This window comes from Streptomyces sp. NPDC048338, from assembly GCF_043201055.1.
Lineage (GTDB): Bacteria > Actinomycetota > Actinomycetes > Streptomycetales > Streptomycetaceae > Streptomyces.
In genome coordinates this window covers 261,248-275,884 of sequence record NZ_JBICYQ010000002.1, presented here as the reverse complement: position 1 = coordinate 275,884, position 14,637 = coordinate 261,248, and the positions used below count along the sequence as shown (strand labels likewise).

The 14,637-nt window shown below is 72.8% G+C and carries 18 protein-coding genes and 1 pseudogene; 12 read left to right on the top strand and 7 right to left on the bottom strand.

What is annotated here, in order from left to right; translation table 11 throughout:
- Nucleotides 1–20: 20 nt before the first annotated feature.
- Nucleotides 21–554 (bottom strand): hypothetical protein, encoded by a 534-nt coding sequence (locus ACGFZF_RS05795; protein ID WP_393551266.1) that lies wholly within the window; start codon nt 552–554, stop codon nt 21–23.
- 266 nt (nt 555–820) lie between these two features.
- Between ACGFZF_RS05795 and ACGFZF_RS05790 the strand changes: the two are divergent.
- From ACGFZF_RS05790 to ACGFZF_RS05780, 3 genes and pseudogenes are all read left to right on the top strand, one after another.
- Nucleotides 821–1,048: pseudogene (locus tag ACGFZF_RS05790) on the top strand (aldo/keto reductase); the annotation flags it as partial.
- Between the two features lie 25 nt (nt 1,049–1,073).
- Nucleotides 1,074–1,421, top strand: coding sequence for a MerR family transcriptional regulator (locus ACGFZF_RS05785; protein ID WP_393551265.1), 348 nt, complete (start codon nt 1,074–1,076; stop codon nt 1,419–1,421).
- 162 nt (nt 1,422–1,583) lie between these two features.
- Nucleotides 1,584–1,742 carry a hypothetical protein gene (locus ACGFZF_RS05780; protein WP_393551264.1) on the top strand — a complete coding sequence of 53 codons (159 nt, stop codon included), beginning with the start codon at nt 1,584–1,586 and terminating at the stop codon, nt 1,740–1,742.
- On the opposite strand, the gene ACGFZF_RS05775 is transcribed toward ACGFZF_RS05780, so the two are convergent.
- On the bottom strand, nt 1,730–2,392 hold the full coding sequence (locus ACGFZF_RS05775) for a hypothetical protein (RefSeq protein WP_393551263.1): 663 nt from the start codon (nt 2,390–2,392) through the stop codon (nt 1,730–1,732). The genes ACGFZF_RS05780 and ACGFZF_RS05775 overlap by 13 nt on opposite strands.
- A gap of 152 nt (nt 2,393–2,544) precedes the next feature.
- Between ACGFZF_RS05775 and ACGFZF_RS05770 the strand changes: the two genes are divergently transcribed.
- Nucleotides 2,545–3,282: a class I SAM-dependent DNA methyltransferase gene (locus tag ACGFZF_RS05770; protein ID WP_393551262.1), complete on the top strand. Its 738-nt coding sequence runs from the start codon at nt 2,545–2,547 to the stop codon at nt 3,280–3,282.
- 126 nt (nt 3,283–3,408) lie between these two features.
- On the opposite strand, the gene ACGFZF_RS05765 is transcribed toward ACGFZF_RS05770, so the two are convergent.
- The 3 genes from ACGFZF_RS05765 to ACGFZF_RS05755 form a co-directional block, all read right to left on the bottom strand.
- The gene (locus ACGFZF_RS05765) at nt 3,409–4,281 is read right to left on the bottom strand and encodes a serine protease (protein ID WP_393551261.1); all 873 of its coding nucleotides are present in this window, start codon (nt 4,279–4,281) and stop codon (nt 3,409–3,411) included.
- A 201-nt stretch (nt 4,282–4,482) separates the two neighbouring features.
- Nucleotides 4,483–4,959: a hypothetical protein gene (locus ACGFZF_RS05760; protein WP_393551260.1), complete on the bottom strand. Its 477-nt coding sequence runs from the start codon at nt 4,957–4,959 to the stop codon at nt 4,483–4,485.
- Nucleotides 4,960–5,051: 92 nt separating this feature from the next.
- Nucleotides 5,052–5,318 (bottom strand): hypothetical protein, encoded by a 267-nt coding sequence (locus ACGFZF_RS05755; protein WP_393551259.1) that lies wholly within the window; start codon nt 5,316–5,318, stop codon nt 5,052–5,054.
- 720 nt (nt 5,319–6,038) lie between these two features.
- On the opposite strand from ACGFZF_RS05755, the gene ACGFZF_RS05750 reads away from it, so the two are divergent.
- Nucleotides 6,039–6,419, top strand: a complete 381-nt coding sequence (locus ACGFZF_RS05750) for a hypothetical protein (protein ID WP_393551258.1) — start codon at nt 6,039–6,041, stop codon at nt 6,417–6,419.
- Between the two features lie 214 nt (nt 6,420–6,633).
- Nucleotides 6,634–7,341, top strand: a complete 708-nt coding sequence (locus ACGFZF_RS05745) for a response regulator transcription factor (protein ID WP_393551257.1) — start codon at nt 6,634–6,636, stop codon at nt 7,339–7,341.
- Between the two features lie 79 nt (nt 7,342–7,420).
- On the opposite strand, the gene ACGFZF_RS05740 is transcribed toward ACGFZF_RS05745, so the two are convergent.
- The gene (locus tag ACGFZF_RS05740; protein ID WP_393551256.1) at nt 7,421–8,209 is read right to left on the bottom strand and encodes a CAP domain-containing protein; all 789 of its coding nucleotides are present in this window, start codon (nt 8,207–8,209) and stop codon (nt 7,421–7,423) included.
- 398 nt (nt 8,210–8,607) lie between these two features.
- On the opposite strand from ACGFZF_RS05740, the gene ACGFZF_RS05735 reads away from it, so the two are divergent.
- From ACGFZF_RS05735 to ACGFZF_RS05710, 6 genes are all read left to right on the top strand, one after another.
- Nucleotides 8,608–9,159: a hypothetical protein gene (locus ACGFZF_RS05735; protein WP_393551255.1), complete on the top strand. Its 552-nt coding sequence runs from the start codon at nt 8,608–8,610 to the stop codon at nt 9,157–9,159.
- 279 nt (nt 9,160–9,438) lie between these two features.
- Nucleotides 9,439–10,212 (top strand): thioredoxin family protein, encoded by a 774-nt coding sequence (locus tag ACGFZF_RS05730; protein ID WP_393551254.1) that lies wholly within the window; start codon nt 9,439–9,441, stop codon nt 10,210–10,212.
- Nucleotides 10,212–10,823 carry a TlpA family protein disulfide reductase gene (locus tag ACGFZF_RS05725; protein ID WP_393551253.1) on the top strand — a complete coding sequence of 204 codons (612 nt, stop codon included), beginning with the start codon at nt 10,212–10,214 and terminating at the stop codon, nt 10,821–10,823. Before ACGFZF_RS05730 ends, ACGFZF_RS05725 begins: the two co-directional genes overlap by 1 nt.
- Nucleotides 10,820–11,602 (top strand): cytochrome c biogenesis CcdA family protein, encoded by a 783-nt coding sequence (locus tag ACGFZF_RS05720; protein WP_393551252.1) that lies wholly within the window; start codon nt 10,820–10,822, stop codon nt 11,600–11,602. Before ACGFZF_RS05725 ends, ACGFZF_RS05720 begins: the two co-directional genes overlap by 4 nt.
- A gap of 76 nt (nt 11,603–11,678) precedes the next feature.
- Nucleotides 11,679–12,287 (top strand): hypothetical protein, encoded by a 609-nt coding sequence (locus ACGFZF_RS05715; protein WP_393551251.1) that lies wholly within the window; start codon nt 11,679–11,681, stop codon nt 12,285–12,287.
- A gap of 198 nt (nt 12,288–12,485) precedes the next feature.
- Nucleotides 12,486–13,874 (top strand): ATP-binding protein, encoded by a 1,389-nt coding sequence (locus ACGFZF_RS05710; protein WP_393551250.1) that lies wholly within the window; start codon nt 12,486–12,488, stop codon nt 13,872–13,874.
- 87 nt (nt 13,875–13,961) lie between these two features.
- On the opposite strand, the gene ACGFZF_RS05705 is transcribed toward ACGFZF_RS05710, so the two are convergent.
- Nucleotides 13,962–14,531 (bottom strand): hypothetical protein, encoded by a 570-nt coding sequence (locus ACGFZF_RS05705; RefSeq protein ID WP_393551249.1) that lies wholly within the window; start codon nt 14,529–14,531, stop codon nt 13,962–13,964.
- Between the last annotated feature and the right edge of the window lie 106 nt (nt 14,532–14,637).

Below are 14,637 nucleotides of genomic sequence, written 5' to 3'. Positions count from 1 at the left end.
CCCGGCCGCCCGGACTCCCTCTAGTCCAGGCAGCCCAACCTCGAACCGTCGGTGGACGACTCGGCGAACAACGAGAACCAGACGTGGGAGCCGGGGTCGGCGGCTTCCGGTCCCGGATCCAGTCCGTAGAACTCCCGAAGGCTTTCCGGGGTGTCGAAGGCGAGCGTGACGCTCGGACGCGCGTCCGCGTCGAAGCAGAAGACGGCCCTCCGGCCGTCCGGCCCCGTGTCGAGGTCCTGTACGGGGCGCCACCCCGCCGCCGGCGCGGCACGGCCGTAGTACTCCAGCACCTCGTCGCGGGTCCCGTGGAACACGTACAGCCGTTCGGCCCTCAGCCCGGCGTCGCCGCTGTCGTCGGTGCAGTAGGCCCGGGATCCGCCGTCTACCGGTCTGGCCTCCGCGGGACGCAGATCCAGCACCTCCACCGCGTCCAGCTTCCTGAGGGGCGACTCCGTGTCCTCGCACGTGTCGAACGGGGAGAGTGCGGAGCAGCCAGTCAGCGTGGTTCCGACGAGCAGGACCGCGAGGAGCAGCCGCAGACCGAGCATGTTCATGGCGGGAGTATGCGGGACAGCCTCGCCTCAGCGGAAGATCGAGAGGGAACGGGCCCCCGAGAGGGAAGCGTCCCCGCCACGAAGGCTGTTGACCCGGAGCGCGCACCAGGTCGGAGCATGGGCGTCATGGACATCACGGATCCTCAGTTCGCCCTCGGGACGATGGACTTCGGTACCCGTGTCGATGCCGGCACGTGTTTTCGCGATCCTCGACGCCTTCGTCGACGGCTTCCGACGCCTTCGTCGACGGCGGTGGCGTCTGGCTCAGGCCGCTTCCGCAGACCTATGATCATCCCGGCACCACTCAGGTGCTCGCCGTCCTCGGCGAGGTCGCCGAAGAGCTCCCGGCCACGAGGAACCAGGGCGTTCTCGCGCGGCTGATCCGGCAGCGGATCGACCCGGTGTGAGCCGGGTGGAACAGATCGAGGAATCCCTCGGCGCACGGCGCGTACCGCTCGATCGACGAGCACCTGGCGCGCTTCGCCGGAGCACGGTGGCGGCGACCACGGAAGGACACCGATGACCACCCTGACCCCGGCAACCGCGGCCGACCGCACCGGCGTCTCCATCGACACGCTGCGCTACTACGAGCGCGAGGGCCTCATCGGCCCGATCGGACGCTCCGCGGGCGGACGCAGGGAGTACACCGAGGAGGACGTCTTCTGGATCGGCATGGTGACGTGCTTCCGCGAGGCCGGACTCGGCATCGCGGACCTGCGCGCCTTCGTCGCCATCCTGCGCACGGAACACTCCGCCGAGGACCGGGTCACCTTCCTCCGCGACCGCCGTGCGGTGCTGGAGCAGCGGGTGGCGGCGCTGTCCCGGGCCATCGGAGTCCTGGACGAGAAGATCGCGTACTACAGCTGAGCGCCGATGGGTTCCGCCCGGGCCACGCGCCTCCGCCGACTCGCCCGTACGCAACCTGTCACCGGAACGGGCCGTCGCCCCCTTGTCCGTCCGGCCGACGTGGAGGCGCCGTTCCGGGACGCACCGTTCCCGAAACCCCGCACGGAACGGGAACGCGCGCTCGTGTGCGCCGTGGTCTACGAGATCCATGACGCGCACCGCCGCAACCAGGCCGACGCCGAGGAGATCTGCGGGTTCATCAACCAGTACGGCCTGGCGATGCTCCTGCGTCGCTGCGGAGCCGCGCTGCCCCCCGCCGAGATCCGCGCTCAGGTCGGGTAGCCGATCGACGTCATGGCGTCGCCGAGCTGCGCCGGTGTCACAGCGGGGTTCAGGGCAGCGACCATGTCCGGTGTGAGAGGCCGCAGACCGTACACGTCGATGACCGCGTCCAGGTCCACCGGGGTTCCGTAGTACCTCTGGGCCCATGCCCGGTACTTCTCGGGCGTCCCCTCGACGAGGCGGCGAAAGAGCCAGTCGGATCCGTCCGGAACCGAGCGGCCGCCGTCGAAGTCGACCTCTCCCGTGTGCCACTGCTCGTCAGTGGTCTCACGCCACAGGGAGACGGTGATGTGCGGGATGCCTTCCTGCCGGAAGGCCGGATCCTCGACGCAGGACCGGAACACCTCCGGGACCGTGTCGACCACGCCTGGCCACGGCGTCCCGTCACCCGCGTACGGACTCATCGGGGACGTGTGGTCGAAGCCGCGGATGTACGCTCCGGCCGCCGAGAAGACGACGGAGTAGGCGTCTCCCCCGCCGTTGTCCATCGAGGCCAGCTCTTGCGTCCCGGTCCAGTGGGCGTCGAACCGGTGGTGGCGCAGGTACGGTGCGCCCGGCTGGAGTATCGCGTCCAGCATCGCCATCGAACGGCAGCGGTTGCGCAGGGTGGCGATGTCCGGCAGCCGGCGAGCGACGTCACGAGCGTTCATCGGGCCATCCCATCACGCGGTGTCGGAGCGGCGGACCGAAGCCCCGGCGCTTCCGGCCGCCGGATCGCGGGCCGAGAACGCCGGCGCCGTCGGCATCGCGGGACGGTAAATGCTTCGACAGCGCCCCGCCGCGCTTGGCACAGTGACGGCTCGTGACGAGCAGTGAACTGTGGAACCAGGCGACCGCCGAACGCTACGACGCCGGGGAGACCGAGATGTCCTCCGCCGCGGTCCTCGAACCGACACTCGCCTTCCTCGCCGATCTCGCCGGGGCCGGGCGGGCGCTGGAGTTCGCGATCGGAACCGGGCGCGTGGGCGTCCCGCTCCGGGAACGCGGCGTGCCGGTGGCGGGCATCGAGCTGTCCGAGCACATGGCGGCCGTCCTCCGGCGCAAGCTCGACGAGGACACGCTCCCGGTGACGATCGGGGACATGGCCACGACCGTCGTCCCCGGCGAGTTCGCCCTGGTGTATCTCGTCTACAACACCGTCTCGAACCTGCTCACGCAGGAGGAGCAGGTCGAGTGCTTCCGCAACGCCGCACGTCATCTGGCGCCCGGCGGCCGCTTCGTCATCGAGCTGAGCGTGCCGCCGTTGCGGTTCCTGCCGCCCGGCCAGGTCGCGGTGCCGTTCGACGTGTCCGAGCGGCATCTCGGCTTCGACACCTTCGACCTGGTCGAGCAGATCCTCGTCTCGCACCACGTCACGCGCGAGGACGACGGCCGGTACCGCCGCAGCGCCTCCCGGCACCGGTACGCCTGGCCGGCGGAGCTCGATCTGATGGCACGGATCGCCGGGCTCGAACTGGAACGCCGCGTCGCCGACTGGGACGGGGCGCCCTTCACCGAGGACTCCGCCAAGCATGTGTCGGTGTGGCGCAAGCCGACCTGAGGCCAGGGCCGCCCGGAGCGCCGCTCCGGGATGAAGGGCGCAGTCGCCGACCCCGGAACGGTGGTGGCCGTGTCCGGGGTCGGCGACGCCTGCCGCCCGGCTCGGTCGAGCCGGGCGGCAGGGGCGTCACGGCTTCGGCAGGACGCAACCGGGCCGGTTCAGGTCGATCACGTTCCCCGCGCCGACGCAGGGGACGATCGTGTACGTCTGCTGGGCGTAGTTGATGCCCTGGCGGACCGTCACGGTGCCGCTCTGGTCGACCTCGCACGGGTTGTTCACGGTGCAGCTCTCACCGCTCTCGTTGCCCGTGTTGTTGACGGCGACGACCTTTCCGGTGGTCGTGTCGATCACCGGCGAGCCGGAGGTGCCGCCGATGGTGTTGCAGGACGAGGTGTAGCGGACGGAGTCCTTCCACGTCCACTCGCCCTCCTTGAGGCGGTACGCGAATCCGTCGACGTTGCAGCTGTAGATGCGCTTCCAGTACCCGGAGACCACCTTGATCGCCGAACCCTGCGCCGGACGGACGTCGTTGAGGGTCAGCGCGCTGATGCCGTACTGGCTCTGGATCTGCGCGTAGGTCTTGGTCAGCTGGTAGATCGAGATGTCCGTGTCGGTCATCGTGGCGTAGGCGATCTTGCCGGCGCGCAGGGTCGCGACCTTGGAGCCGGCCGAGTTGAGAAGCGAGAACGAGCGGCTGGACCGCTGGTCCTTGACGACCTCGCCGGCCGCGGGGAAGCCGGTCTCCAGGCAGTGCCCGTTGGAAAGGACCAGCGCGGGGTCGCCGGGCAGCGAGCTGGGAGTGCGTACGAGGGAGCCGGAACAGTTGCTGAGCGCGACCGTCCCCGCGAAGTCGACGGCGACGGCCGTCGCGGCCTGGGCACGAGGCGCGGGGGCCGGGGCCTGCGCGACCGTGTCCCGCGGCGCGGAGGCCACGGCCGGTGCTGCCGCCGCCCCGGTCAGGAGCAGGGCGAGCAAGGCGCCGGTGAGAGGCTTGTTCATGTGGGGGTTCCCCTCCGATGACGATGCGACCGAAGATCCTTCGGTTGTCATGAGCATTCTCGAAACATCGGACGCACCCCACAAGAGGGCCTCTTGAGGCACCCCACCCCTCCGCTGACTTCGCGTCAGGGCACCTTGGCCGTCCGGCTGCCCGGAACCTCCCCCGCGGCCTTCCCGAAGCGCCCCGCGCGCATCGGCCCCTCAGCGCCCCCGCCGCGGGAGTTGCCGCATCGCCGCGTTGCGGACGCGGCGGGTTCGTCCGTGTGCGGCGAGCAGCTCGACGGCCTCGGGCGAGCCCGTGATCGGCGTGACTGCGGCCTTGCGCTGAAACCAGTCGGATGCGCCCGTGAGCTCCTCGGCGGCCCACGGCCCACCGACGACGACGGTCCTGAGCAGGGTCCACTCGCGCAGGCGCCGGGCGAGGAACGCGCGGTCCCCGACCGTCTCGCCCATCGTCCGCGCCCAGGCCGGGAATCCAGGGTCGGTCAGCAACTCGGCGGCGCGGCGGTCCAGATGGCGCCCCACCGCGCTGTCCGCCATCGCCGGGTCCGGATCACGCAGGACGGCGGCCAGCAGGTCCGCCTCGTCCGCCGGGGCTACGGCCTCCAGCGCCTCCAGGTGGCGGGCGAAGCGCCGGTGCTCGGGGGGCTCCTCGTCGTGATGGGGGCCGGTCGTCATGGCGGACAGTCTCGGCCACCCGCCATCCGCCCCGCCACCGGATTGCCGCCGCCGCGGCTCCGGGGGCCGCCTTCCTCGCGGCACGACGCTCCCTACAGGAGCCCGAGCCGTTCCTCGGTGTAGGTGACCGCGCCGGTGACGCCGAGGAAGGTAGCCGCCGACGAGCCGACCGAGAGCAGGGGGTCCGCGCCCAGGTGACGGGTGAGGACGAAGGCGGCGAGCAGGCCGACCAGTCCGCACAGAGCGGCGATCATGAGCGACATGACCTTGAGGGTCGTCGAGGCGTGGGCGGCTGGACAGCGGATGTCCGGGCCCTGGGGGTGCGTCGTCGCTCCGGACGGAGTGGGTTGATCGGCCATGACTTTGGTCCTTCCTTCCCTGTGGCACCCGCCCCGGTCACGGGACGGCCGGGCACCGCGGCGGCCCATGACAAGGAGACGGGATGCCCCCCGTTCGCACCAGCCCCTCGGACATCCAAGAAGATCTTGTAGCGGCGGGTGCGTGTTCAGAACACCGCCCGCCGCGAACATGCTGGTGAGCGCTCTGCGCCTGGCTCGGTCCCGGCAGGTTTCGTACATCTCTGAACACCGGGTTCGGCCCGGGGAGATGCTGGGCTCCTTGAAAGACGCGTGAGGGAGCGACGGTCGTTGAGTGCATGGCGTGATCTGTTGGCCGAAGCGGGCGACTGGAGCTCGTACCGAGGGGCGCTGCGGGCGTTGCAGCGGGATGACGGCCCCAGTTTCAGAGAACTGGCTTTACGAAGTGAGAAGTTGGAGGCCCGAGGCCTACCGGGCCTCCGATCGTGCTCGATCGGCACGCTGAACCAGCTCACCAACACGGCACTGAGCAGCCGGCCGAAGTGGGGCCAGGTGGAGGTGTTCGTACGAGGCTGTGCCGAACATCGGGGCGAACCTCGGAGCGAAGCCTTCGTCGGATTGTGGGCTGCGGGATTCCGTCGCTGCGGAGGCGATCCGGGCCCCCGGTTCCCGCCTGCCGACGGGGCGGCCCCACCGCCTGACATCGGCGGGCCCGATGCACCCCCGCAGGGCAAGAAGCGGGGCTGTGTCCTGAGCGTCTCCGTGACCATCGCGATCGGTCTGCTGGGGGGCGGGTTGGTCACATGGTCCAACGGCCCGGGCGGAGAACAGCGGGTCGAGACACAGGGACCGTATCCGGCGGTGATCAAGTGGTCCGACGACGGGAATCCCGGCCAGTCGACGACCGTCCTCGCCTACGCCTCGTCCAGGGAGGGCGGTCGGAATGAGAACACCGGCGCGTACGAGTTGGGCACGCGGCTGTACGTCTCGTGTCAGGTCACGGGCCGCGAGGTCGCTGTCGGCACTTCCTACGCCGGCCCTCTCCCCGCGCGCGACACCCTCTGGTACCGGGTGGCGCCGACCGGTGCCTGGATTCCGGCCGTGTACGTCGACACGGGCGAGGACGCCCTTCCCGCCTGCTAGGAGGTGTCTTCGAAGTCCCCAATGGCACACGTTGCGGCTCGGCGGCGTGCGCTGCACCCCCTGCCGGGCAGAGGACATGACGGGCCTGGACGCGCCGCTCGGACTCGGCCTCGCGCGGGGCCACGGGGGACAGTGCGCGTCGGCTCCCGCGCGCCTCTCCACCGCGTCGTACGGCCTGTCCGGATGGCGGACAGGCCGCTGTAGGGTGACCGCCATGCCCTGCGTACTCGTGGTCGAAGACGACCCCAGCATCCGTGCCTCGCTCATGGAGATCCTCTCGGAGCACGGCCACACGGTGCGCAGCACGGGCGACGGATTCGGCGCGCTGCGCGAGGTCGCCCAGGGTGCGCTGGACGCGGTGGTACTCGATCTCGGCCTGCCCGACCTGGACGGTGCCGACGCGCTGCGCATGATCCGGGGCATCTCGAACGTGCCCGTGGTGGTGGCCACCGCCCGGGACGACGAGAACGAGATCGTGAAGCTGCTGAACGCCGGGGCCGACGACTATCTGGTCAAGCCGTTCTCCGGGGCCCAGCTCATGGCCCGGCTGGCGGCGGTCCTGCGGCGCAGCGCGGCACCCGGCCCGGCCGCCGGGCAGCCCCAGCCCGCCGACCCGATGAGTCCGGTGACGGTGGGCGAGCTCGCCGTGGACCCGCTGGCCCGCTCCGCTTACCTGGCAGGGCACGAACTGGTCCTCACCCGGCGGGAGTTCGACCTGCTCGCCTTCCTGGCTCGGCACGCCGGGACGGTGATATCCCGGCGGCGCCTGCTCACCGAGGTGTGGCGCGAGGCGTACATCGAGGACCAGACCATCGACGTGCACGTGTCCGCGCTGCGCCGCAAACTCGGCGAGCGGGCCTCCGCTCCGCGCTACCTGCGCACCGTGCGCGGTGTCGGCATCAAGCTGGTGGCGCCGCACTGAGGACCGGCGGGGCCTGGCGCCATGGCACGGACGACCGGCGGGGCCTGGCGCCCCGGCGCGGATGCCCGGCGTGAGGTGATCAGGCCGGGGTGCCGAAGTCCTGGGTCCACCAGGGTCCGCCGTCGGTGCTGACGCCGACGCCGATCTCGGTGAAGCCGCAGTTGAGGATGTTCGCGCGGTGACCCGGGCTCTTCATCCAGGCGTCGACGACGGCCGCGGCGTCGGCCTGTCCCTTGGCTATGTTCTCGCCGGACCGTGACCAGGTGTACCCGGCCGCTTCGATGCGGTCCTGCGGCTGGGTGCCGTCCGTGCCGGTGTGGGAGAAGTTCCCGGTGGCGGCCATGGCGTCGCTGTACTCCTGGGCGGCGTCGGTCAGGTCCGCGTCCACCGTCAGGGCCTTGCAGCCTGCCGCGGCGCGCTCGACGTTCACCAGGCGTACGACCTCCTGGGCCTGGCTGCCGCCCTCCGACCGGGAGCCGCTGTCGGACGTGGTGGCCTGCGCCTTCCTGGCCGGGGACCTGCCCGGTGCGGTCGCCGCCTTTCCGGCGGTGCCGGAGGCGGCGCTCTTCGACGCCTCGGGTGTCGCCGACGGCGACGGCGTCGCCGAGGGGGTGGTGGGGGCGGCGGTCGTGGGGGTGGGTGGGACCGTGGTGGGCGCGGAGGCGGAAGAGGGGGCGGTCGCCGTGCCGGACGTGGACACGTCGAGGGCGGTCGACCCCGCCTTGTCGGCCGGGGAGCCGGTCAGTTCGGTCCCGGCGATGCAGGCGGCCGCCACGGCCAGGGCGCCGATGCCCACCACGGCTGCTCTGGCACGCGGGGGGCGGGGGGCGCGGTGCCCACGGCGTCCATGGGCGGCACGGGGGCTCATCTCGGGATCCTCCAGGGGGTGTGCGGGTCGGGCGCGGGCAGGCCGGGGCCGACGAAGGGGATGGCGGCGAGGGGCGGCGGAGTGAGGTGTGCCGCTTGCCGTGCCCGGATCGTAGGCGGGCCGGGGCGGCCGGAACGCCGTCTGAGGGATGCGCTCAGGAGCGCCTAAGCAACTGTTCAGGTTCGGTGCCGCTCCGTGTCCGCCGCGGAGCACCCCGCACTCGGATCCCGGCGTCCGCACGTGGCTCGCCCGGCGCGACAGGGCCGGCTCCCTTGGCACCCACGGCGGGCGGGGTACCGGCCGGCTCCGGTGCTCCCGACGCACCGGGTACGGGGCCGCCCTGACGGGGAGGCGGGGGCCGCCCGAGCGGCGGGCCGGCCGTCGGCCACACTGATGCGGTGCCCCGCCTCACGCGCTACCTCCTCATATGGCTGTCGTGCACCGCAGCCAGCGTCACCGCAGTCATGCTCACGGTGTACTTCGTGATCGGCCTGACCCGTCCGACACCGCCCGCCGCGCGCTCGGTCCAGGCGGTGTACCCCTCGCCGTCCGGCCTCGTGGGTGTGCCTGCCTCGTCCGCGGCCCCCACGCCGAGGACCCCGTCGGCCACCCCGACCGGAACGCCCGTGAAGGCACCCCCCACCACGCGGACGCCGTCCCCCTCGCCCACCCGGGCGACCGTCACGGCGACGCCCGGCCCGTCGCCGAAGTGCACCGGAGGTCCGGGACTGCACACCGTCCCGTCCGAGGGCGGCAAGGTCACCGTCCAGTACGGGCGCACCAGCGTCTGCTTCGTCTCCGCCGTGCCCGACCCGGGGTTCCGTACGAGCACGCAGCAGACCGACCCGGACACGCTGGTGGTCGTCTTCACCAGCGACGACCACCGTTCGGAGATCACCGCGACCGTCGTGCCGACCGCGAAGGCGAGCGTCCGCGAGACCCGCCTGTGAGCCCCTGCGGACCGGATCCGCGCTGACCGCGTCCGCGTCCTCGCCGGCCCGCACCGGCTCCTGGGCGTCCGTCGCCCGCAACCTGAGCAGTTCCTTAAGCGTCTCTGATGGCCGGCATCAGGACGGCTCCAGGCGGGTTCGCCGCCCCTATGCTCACGGTCGGTCAGGACGATCACTCCGGCCCCGGTGGACATGGCGCCGGGCGGCGTCCTGGCCCCGCTCCGGCACCGGCCGCCTCCAGGCCCCGGAGACCTCACCGACACAAGGGGTTGATTCGCCATGGCCGCACACCGGCGTCCACGCACCGCTGGCATACAGGGACTCGCCCGACTCTCCGCCGTCTCCCTCTCGGTCGCGACCGCGGCGGTGGCCACCGCCTGGGGCGTCGGCGGCTCGCAGGGCGACGACGCGCAGAGCGTCTCGGTTGCATCGGTCCCGGACGCGCCCACCGAGCAGAGCCCCACCGACCCCGGACCCACGACCGCTTCGGCCGGCACGCCCTCCCCCGCCTCCGCCTCCCCCACGTCCCGCCCGGCCGCCTCCTCCCCCGCCGGCAAGAGCGCCGCCGCGAGAACGGCGGCAGCACGCCCGGCCAGAACGGCGAGACCCGCCGAGTCCGCCGAGCCGGCCGCCACGAAGGGCGGTTCGGGATCCGGCTCCTCGGGCTTCTCCTCCGGCTACCCGACCGGCGCCGACGCGCGCGGGGCCGTCAAGGCGGCGGTCGCCGCGGCCAAGGCCGACGGGAAGAAGGTGCTGATCGACTTCGGCGCCAACTGGTGCGGCAACTGCAAGGCCGCGGACAAGGTCTTCGCCACGCGTGACGTGGGCGCCCTGCTCGACGCCTCGTACCACGTCGTCAAGGTCGACATCGGCAGTCAGGACTCCGGCGCCTTCGACCTGCTGCGCGACTACTGCTCCGGCCAGGGCGCGTACAAGATGCCGGTGCTGGTCGTCCTGGACGGCAACGGGAACGTCGTGACGGAGACCCACTCGACCGGGAACCCGGACCTCACCGCCGCCGGCCTCGGCGCGTTCCTGCGGAAGTGGGCCTGATGGCGGCCGGGCGCCGCGGACGCGCGGCGGCCGCCCTGCTCCTCCTGCCCGTCGTGATCACCGGTTGCGGCGGGGCCGACTCGACCGGGACCGTCGGCCCGGGCGCCGGACCGGCCGCGGCGGCCAGTGCCGCCGGTACCGCCGCGACCGCGACCGTCCTGCCCGCGGCCGAACGCCCGCCGGCCCCCGACACCGCCGGCCGCGACCTGGCCGGCCGGGACCTGGCCCTGCGCTCGTACCGCGGCAAGGTCGTCGTCCTCAACGTTTGGGGCTCCTGGTGCGCCCCCTGCCGTGCGGAGGCCCCCGAACTGGAGGCACTGCGCGGCGCCCTGGAGTCCCGGGGCGTGCGCCTGGTGGGCGTCAACGTCCGCGACCGGTCGACCGGGCCCGCCGTGGGATTCGAGAGGACGTACGGCCTGCACTACCCGAGCATCCACGATCCCGACGGGAAGCTCCTCCTGGCCTACCCGCCGGCGCTGCTCAACCCCCAGGCGATCCCCTCCACTCTCGTCGTCGACCGGCAGGGCCGGATCGCGGCCGCCGTCTCCGGACCGGTCACCCGCGCGCAGCTGGAGCCGCTGGTGACCCGCGTCGCCGAGGAGGCGCCGTGACCGGCCCCGGGTGGACCGCGCTCGCCGCCGGTGTGGACGCCGGCACGGTGTCGGGCACGCTGCTGCTGGCCGTGCCGGTGGCCGCGGCCGCGGGCCTGGTGTCGTTCCTCTCGCCCTGCGTCCTGCCACTGGTGCCGGGCTACCTCAGCTACGTCACCAGCCTGTCGGTGGCCGACCTCGCCGAGGCGGACGGCGGCAGGCGCGGCCGGATGGTCGCCGGAGCCGCCCTGTTCGTCCTCGGCTTCAGCAGCGTCCTCGTGTCCGGCGGCGCCCTCTTCGGATACGTGGGGCGCAACCTCCTCGCCCACCAGGACACCATCACCCTGGTCCTCGGCCTGTTCACGATCGCCATGGGCCTGGCCTTCGCGGGCTGGCTGCCCGGCTTCACCCAGCGGGAGCTGCGCAGCCGGCGCCGGCCCGCCCTCGGTCTGGCCGGCGCGCCCCTGCTGGGCATCGTGTTCGGCGTGGGCTGGACCCCGTGCATCGGGCCGACCCTGGCCGCCGTCCAGGCGCTGGCCTGGAACGAGGCCAGCGCGGGGCGAGGCGCCCTGCTGATGGTCTGTTACTGCCTCGGCCTCGGTGCGCCGTTCCTGTTCACCGCGCTGGCGTTCCGGCGGGCCCTGGGCGCGTTCCGCTGGGTCAGGAGCCACCACCAGGCCGTCATGCGGGGCGGCGGCGCCCTGCTGGTCCTGGTCGGTGTCCTGCTGGTCACCGGGCTGTGGTCCGACCTCGTCTACGCCCTGCAGGTACGGGTGGACGGCACGAGCGCAGGTCTGTAGGCGGGCGACCGCCCCCGGTCGGCACGGGCGCACCCCGACACGCACCCCCTGGCACGAGAGAAGGACGAAGCACGACATGACACGATACGAAGCTCCGGCCCACCCGAACACCCGGGTCCACCCCGACACCCGGGCCCGCCGCACCGCGCGGGTCCGCCTGGCCTGGGCCGCGGCCGCGGTCCTTTCGGCCGCCTCGCTCACCGGATGCGGGCAGGAGGCTCAGGCACAGCGCCCCGCCGCGGTCACCGAGTTCAACGAGAACGGTGTCACCGTCCGGCTGAGCGTCTCCGACTGGAAGGCGTCCGCCGGCACCCTGGTCGCCACCTTCACCCCCGACGACGCCGGCTTCCACCTGTACAGCACGGCCCTTCCCGCGGACGGCATCGACGGGGTGGGGCGCCCCACCGAGCTGCGCACCAGCGGCACGGTCGCCGCCGCCGGCGAGCCGGCCGTGGACGCACCCGTCAGGACCATCGAGGTGCCGGGGGTGCGCGGCGCCGTTCCCGTGTATCCGGACGGCCCCGTCACGGTCACGCTGCCGATCCGCGCGACCGCGCCGGGCAGGGCGAACGTGCTGGTCGGCTATGCGAGCTGCAGTTCGACCGAGGGGTGTACGATCCCCGTGGCCGACCGGGCCGTACCCCTGCTCACCAGCGAGGACGGCCTTTCGTTCGACGCCGGCTGACGGTTCGCGGCCGCCTCCTCCGGGGCAGCGCGCGGCGGCCGCCCCGCGGCTGGAACCCGTGCCGGACGCCCGTCGGAGCCCGCCAGGGCACCCCACCCCCAGACCGCCCGCACCGCAGACGGCGCGGCTCACCCGTTGGAGCGCTGTACCCGTGACCCGACGTCCCCGAACACCGCGCGAAGCGGGCGGTCCCGCGCGGTGAGGCGCTCCCTGGCCGGAGTGGCCCTGGCGGTCACGTCGATGGTCGCCCTGTCGTTCTTGATACCGCTGGGGCTGCTGGTGATGTCGCTCGCCCGCGAGCAGAGCATCACCGCGGCCGAGCAGAGCGCCGCGGCGATGGCCCCGATCCTGGCGCTCACCACCGACGCGGCCGAACTGCGCGAGGCCGGGGCCGGGCTGCGGGCCGCCGAGCACATGGTCATCCATCTGCCGGACCACAGCACGGTCGGCGGCGCGGGGCACGCCCCGCCGGACCTGCTCGGCCGGGCCGAGGACGAACGCGAGTCCATCTCGCGGGACGTCCCCGGCGGCTGGATCTACCTGCAGCCGGTGATCCTGCCCCAGGACCGGGTGGCGGTGGTGGAGAACTTCGTGCCCGACGACGAGCTGACCCGCGGCGTCGCCCTGTCGTGGAGCGTCATGGCCGGCCTGGCCCTGGTGCTGCTCGCCGGGTCCGTACTCGTCGCCGACCGACTGGGCTCGGCCGTCGTGACCGCCGCCAAGCGGCTGGCCGAGGCATCCCGCAGGCTCGGCTCGGGCAACCTCGACACCCGCGTCCAGCCCAAGGGTCCCCCCGAACTCAAGGAAGCCGGTACGGCCTTCAACACCATGGCCGACCGGATGACGGACCTGCTCGCGGTGGAACGCGAACTGGTCGCCGACCTGTCCCATCGGCTGCGGACCCCGCTGACCGCGCTGCATCTGGCGGTCGAGCGGATCACGCCGAGCGCCGACACCGGTCGCATCCACGCGGCCGTCGCCGAACTGGAGAAGGAACTCAGCGCGATCATCGCGGAGGCCCGCACGCCGCTGGCCGTCGGGCCGCTGGGCCGGGTACTGCGCGGGGAGGACTCCCCCGACGGGCCCCGCCCGGGTACGGAACGCTGCGAGGTCGCCGACGTCGTCCGCCGGCGGGCGGCGTTCTGGGCCGTGCTCGCCGACCAGCAGGAGCGCCCCTGCCACCTGCACATCACCGACGAGACGACTCCCGTCTGCCTGCCGGAATCGGACATCACGGCGGTCGTGGACGCACTCGTGGGCAATGTCTTCCGCTACTCCCCGTGGGGCACGGCCCTGGAGATCTCCGTGCACCGCACCGCGCACACCGTGGAACTCGTCGTCCACGACGCCGGTCCCGGCATCGCGGACCCGGACGGCGCCCTGGCCCGCGGCGGCAGCACGGGCTCCTCCGGACTCGGCCTCGACATCGCCCGCCGCGCGGCCCTCGCCGCCCGCGGCTCCGTCCGCATCACCCGCGGCCCCCTGGGCGGCGCCCACGTCGCCGTCACGTTCCGGCTCTCCACGGATCCCGCGCAGGGCGGCACCCGCTCCCGCCGCCGGAACCGCACCGCCGGCCGGGGCGCCTGAGGGGCGCCGGACCCGGAACGAGGGAAGCCGGTGCGGGGACTCGGTGGAACCGCCGGGCGGCAGTTCCGCCGAGGCAGGGCGCGGGCGTCACACAGGATCGCCGTCGGCGGAGTCGGCGAGCCCCAGGTCGGTGCGCATGGCCTCACGCAGGAACTCCAGCGGCTCCCACAACTCGTCCAGCCGTCGCTGCAGTTCCTCCATCGTGATCTCCGGCCCGCGTGGTCCGGTGTCCAGGCGCTGCACCAGGCCGTAGATCCGGCGCACGGCGGCGTTGACCCGGCCCACGGCTTCGAGGACGTCGTGGGAGACGAGAATGTGAGCCTCGGCGTGCTGGACCACGAACGCCTCCCACCGTTCGGCAAGGTCGGCGCGGCGCGCGTCCTCCAGGGTCCCGGAGCGCCGGAGGTCATACGTGCACGCTGCAAGCACATCCCGCACGGTCCGTACGGCCGCGCTGAACCGGATGTATCCGGCCTGCCGTTCCGCCAGCAGCCGGTCCTGCCGATCGCGATCCCGGTCCTCTCGCCTGTGGCGCTCCGTGTGCTCCAGTTCCAGTTCCCGCAGGCGCCGTGCGGAGCGCTGCGTGAACCACACGGAGACCAGCGAGACGAGGCCACCGAGAACGGCAGCCACCAGTGCCAGGGCCGCTGCGCCCACCTTTTCCCTCCCAGGATGCCGCTGTCGTCCCCGCCATGATGGCGGGGCGTACACGTCCGGTGCACGGCCGCCCGTACGCGCGCCCCGCCGACACACGGCTCGGCCC

Excerpts from the sequence above, each read along its gene's own strand:
- ACGFZF_RS05795 (WP_393551266.1), bottom strand. The coding sequence starts at position 554 with ATGAACATGCTCGGTCTGCGGCTGCTCCTCGCGGTCCTGCTCGTCGGA.
- ACGFZF_RS05785 (WP_393551265.1), top strand. The coding sequence starts at position 1,074 with ATGACCACCCTGACCCCGGCAACCGCGGCCGACCGCACCGGCGTCTCC.
- ACGFZF_RS05775 (WP_393551263.1), bottom strand. The coding sequence starts at position 2,392 with ATGAACGCTCGTGACGTCGCTCGCCGGCTGCCGGACATCGCCACCCTG.
- ACGFZF_RS05765 (WP_393551261.1), bottom strand. The coding sequence starts at position 4,281 with ATGAACAAGCCTCTCACCGGCGCCTTGCTCGCCCTGCTCCTGACCGGG.
- ACGFZF_RS05760 (WP_393551260.1), bottom strand. The coding sequence starts at position 4,959 with ATGACGACCGGCCCCCATCACGACGAGGAGCCCCCCGAGCACCGGCGC.
- ACGFZF_RS05755 (WP_393551259.1), bottom strand. The coding sequence starts at position 5,318 with ATGGCCGATCAACCCACTCCGTCCGGAGCGACGACGCACCCCCAGGGC.
- ACGFZF_RS05745 (WP_393551257.1), top strand. The coding sequence starts at position 6,634 with ATGCCCTGCGTACTCGTGGTCGAAGACGACCCCAGCATCCGTGCCTCG.
- ACGFZF_RS05740 (WP_393551256.1), bottom strand. The coding sequence starts at position 8,209 with ATGAGCCCCCGTGCCGCCCATGGACGCCGTGGGCACCGCGCCCCCCGC.
- ACGFZF_RS05730 (WP_393551254.1), top strand. The coding sequence starts at position 9,439 with ATGGCCGCACACCGGCGTCCACGCACCGCTGGCATACAGGGACTCGCC.
- ACGFZF_RS05725 (WP_393551253.1), top strand. The coding sequence starts at position 10,212 with ATGGCGGCCGGGCGCCGCGGACGCGCGGCGGCCGCCCTGCTCCTCCTG.
- ACGFZF_RS05715 (WP_393551251.1), top strand. The coding sequence starts at position 11,679 with ATGACACGATACGAAGCTCCGGCCCACCCGAACACCCGGGTCCACCCC.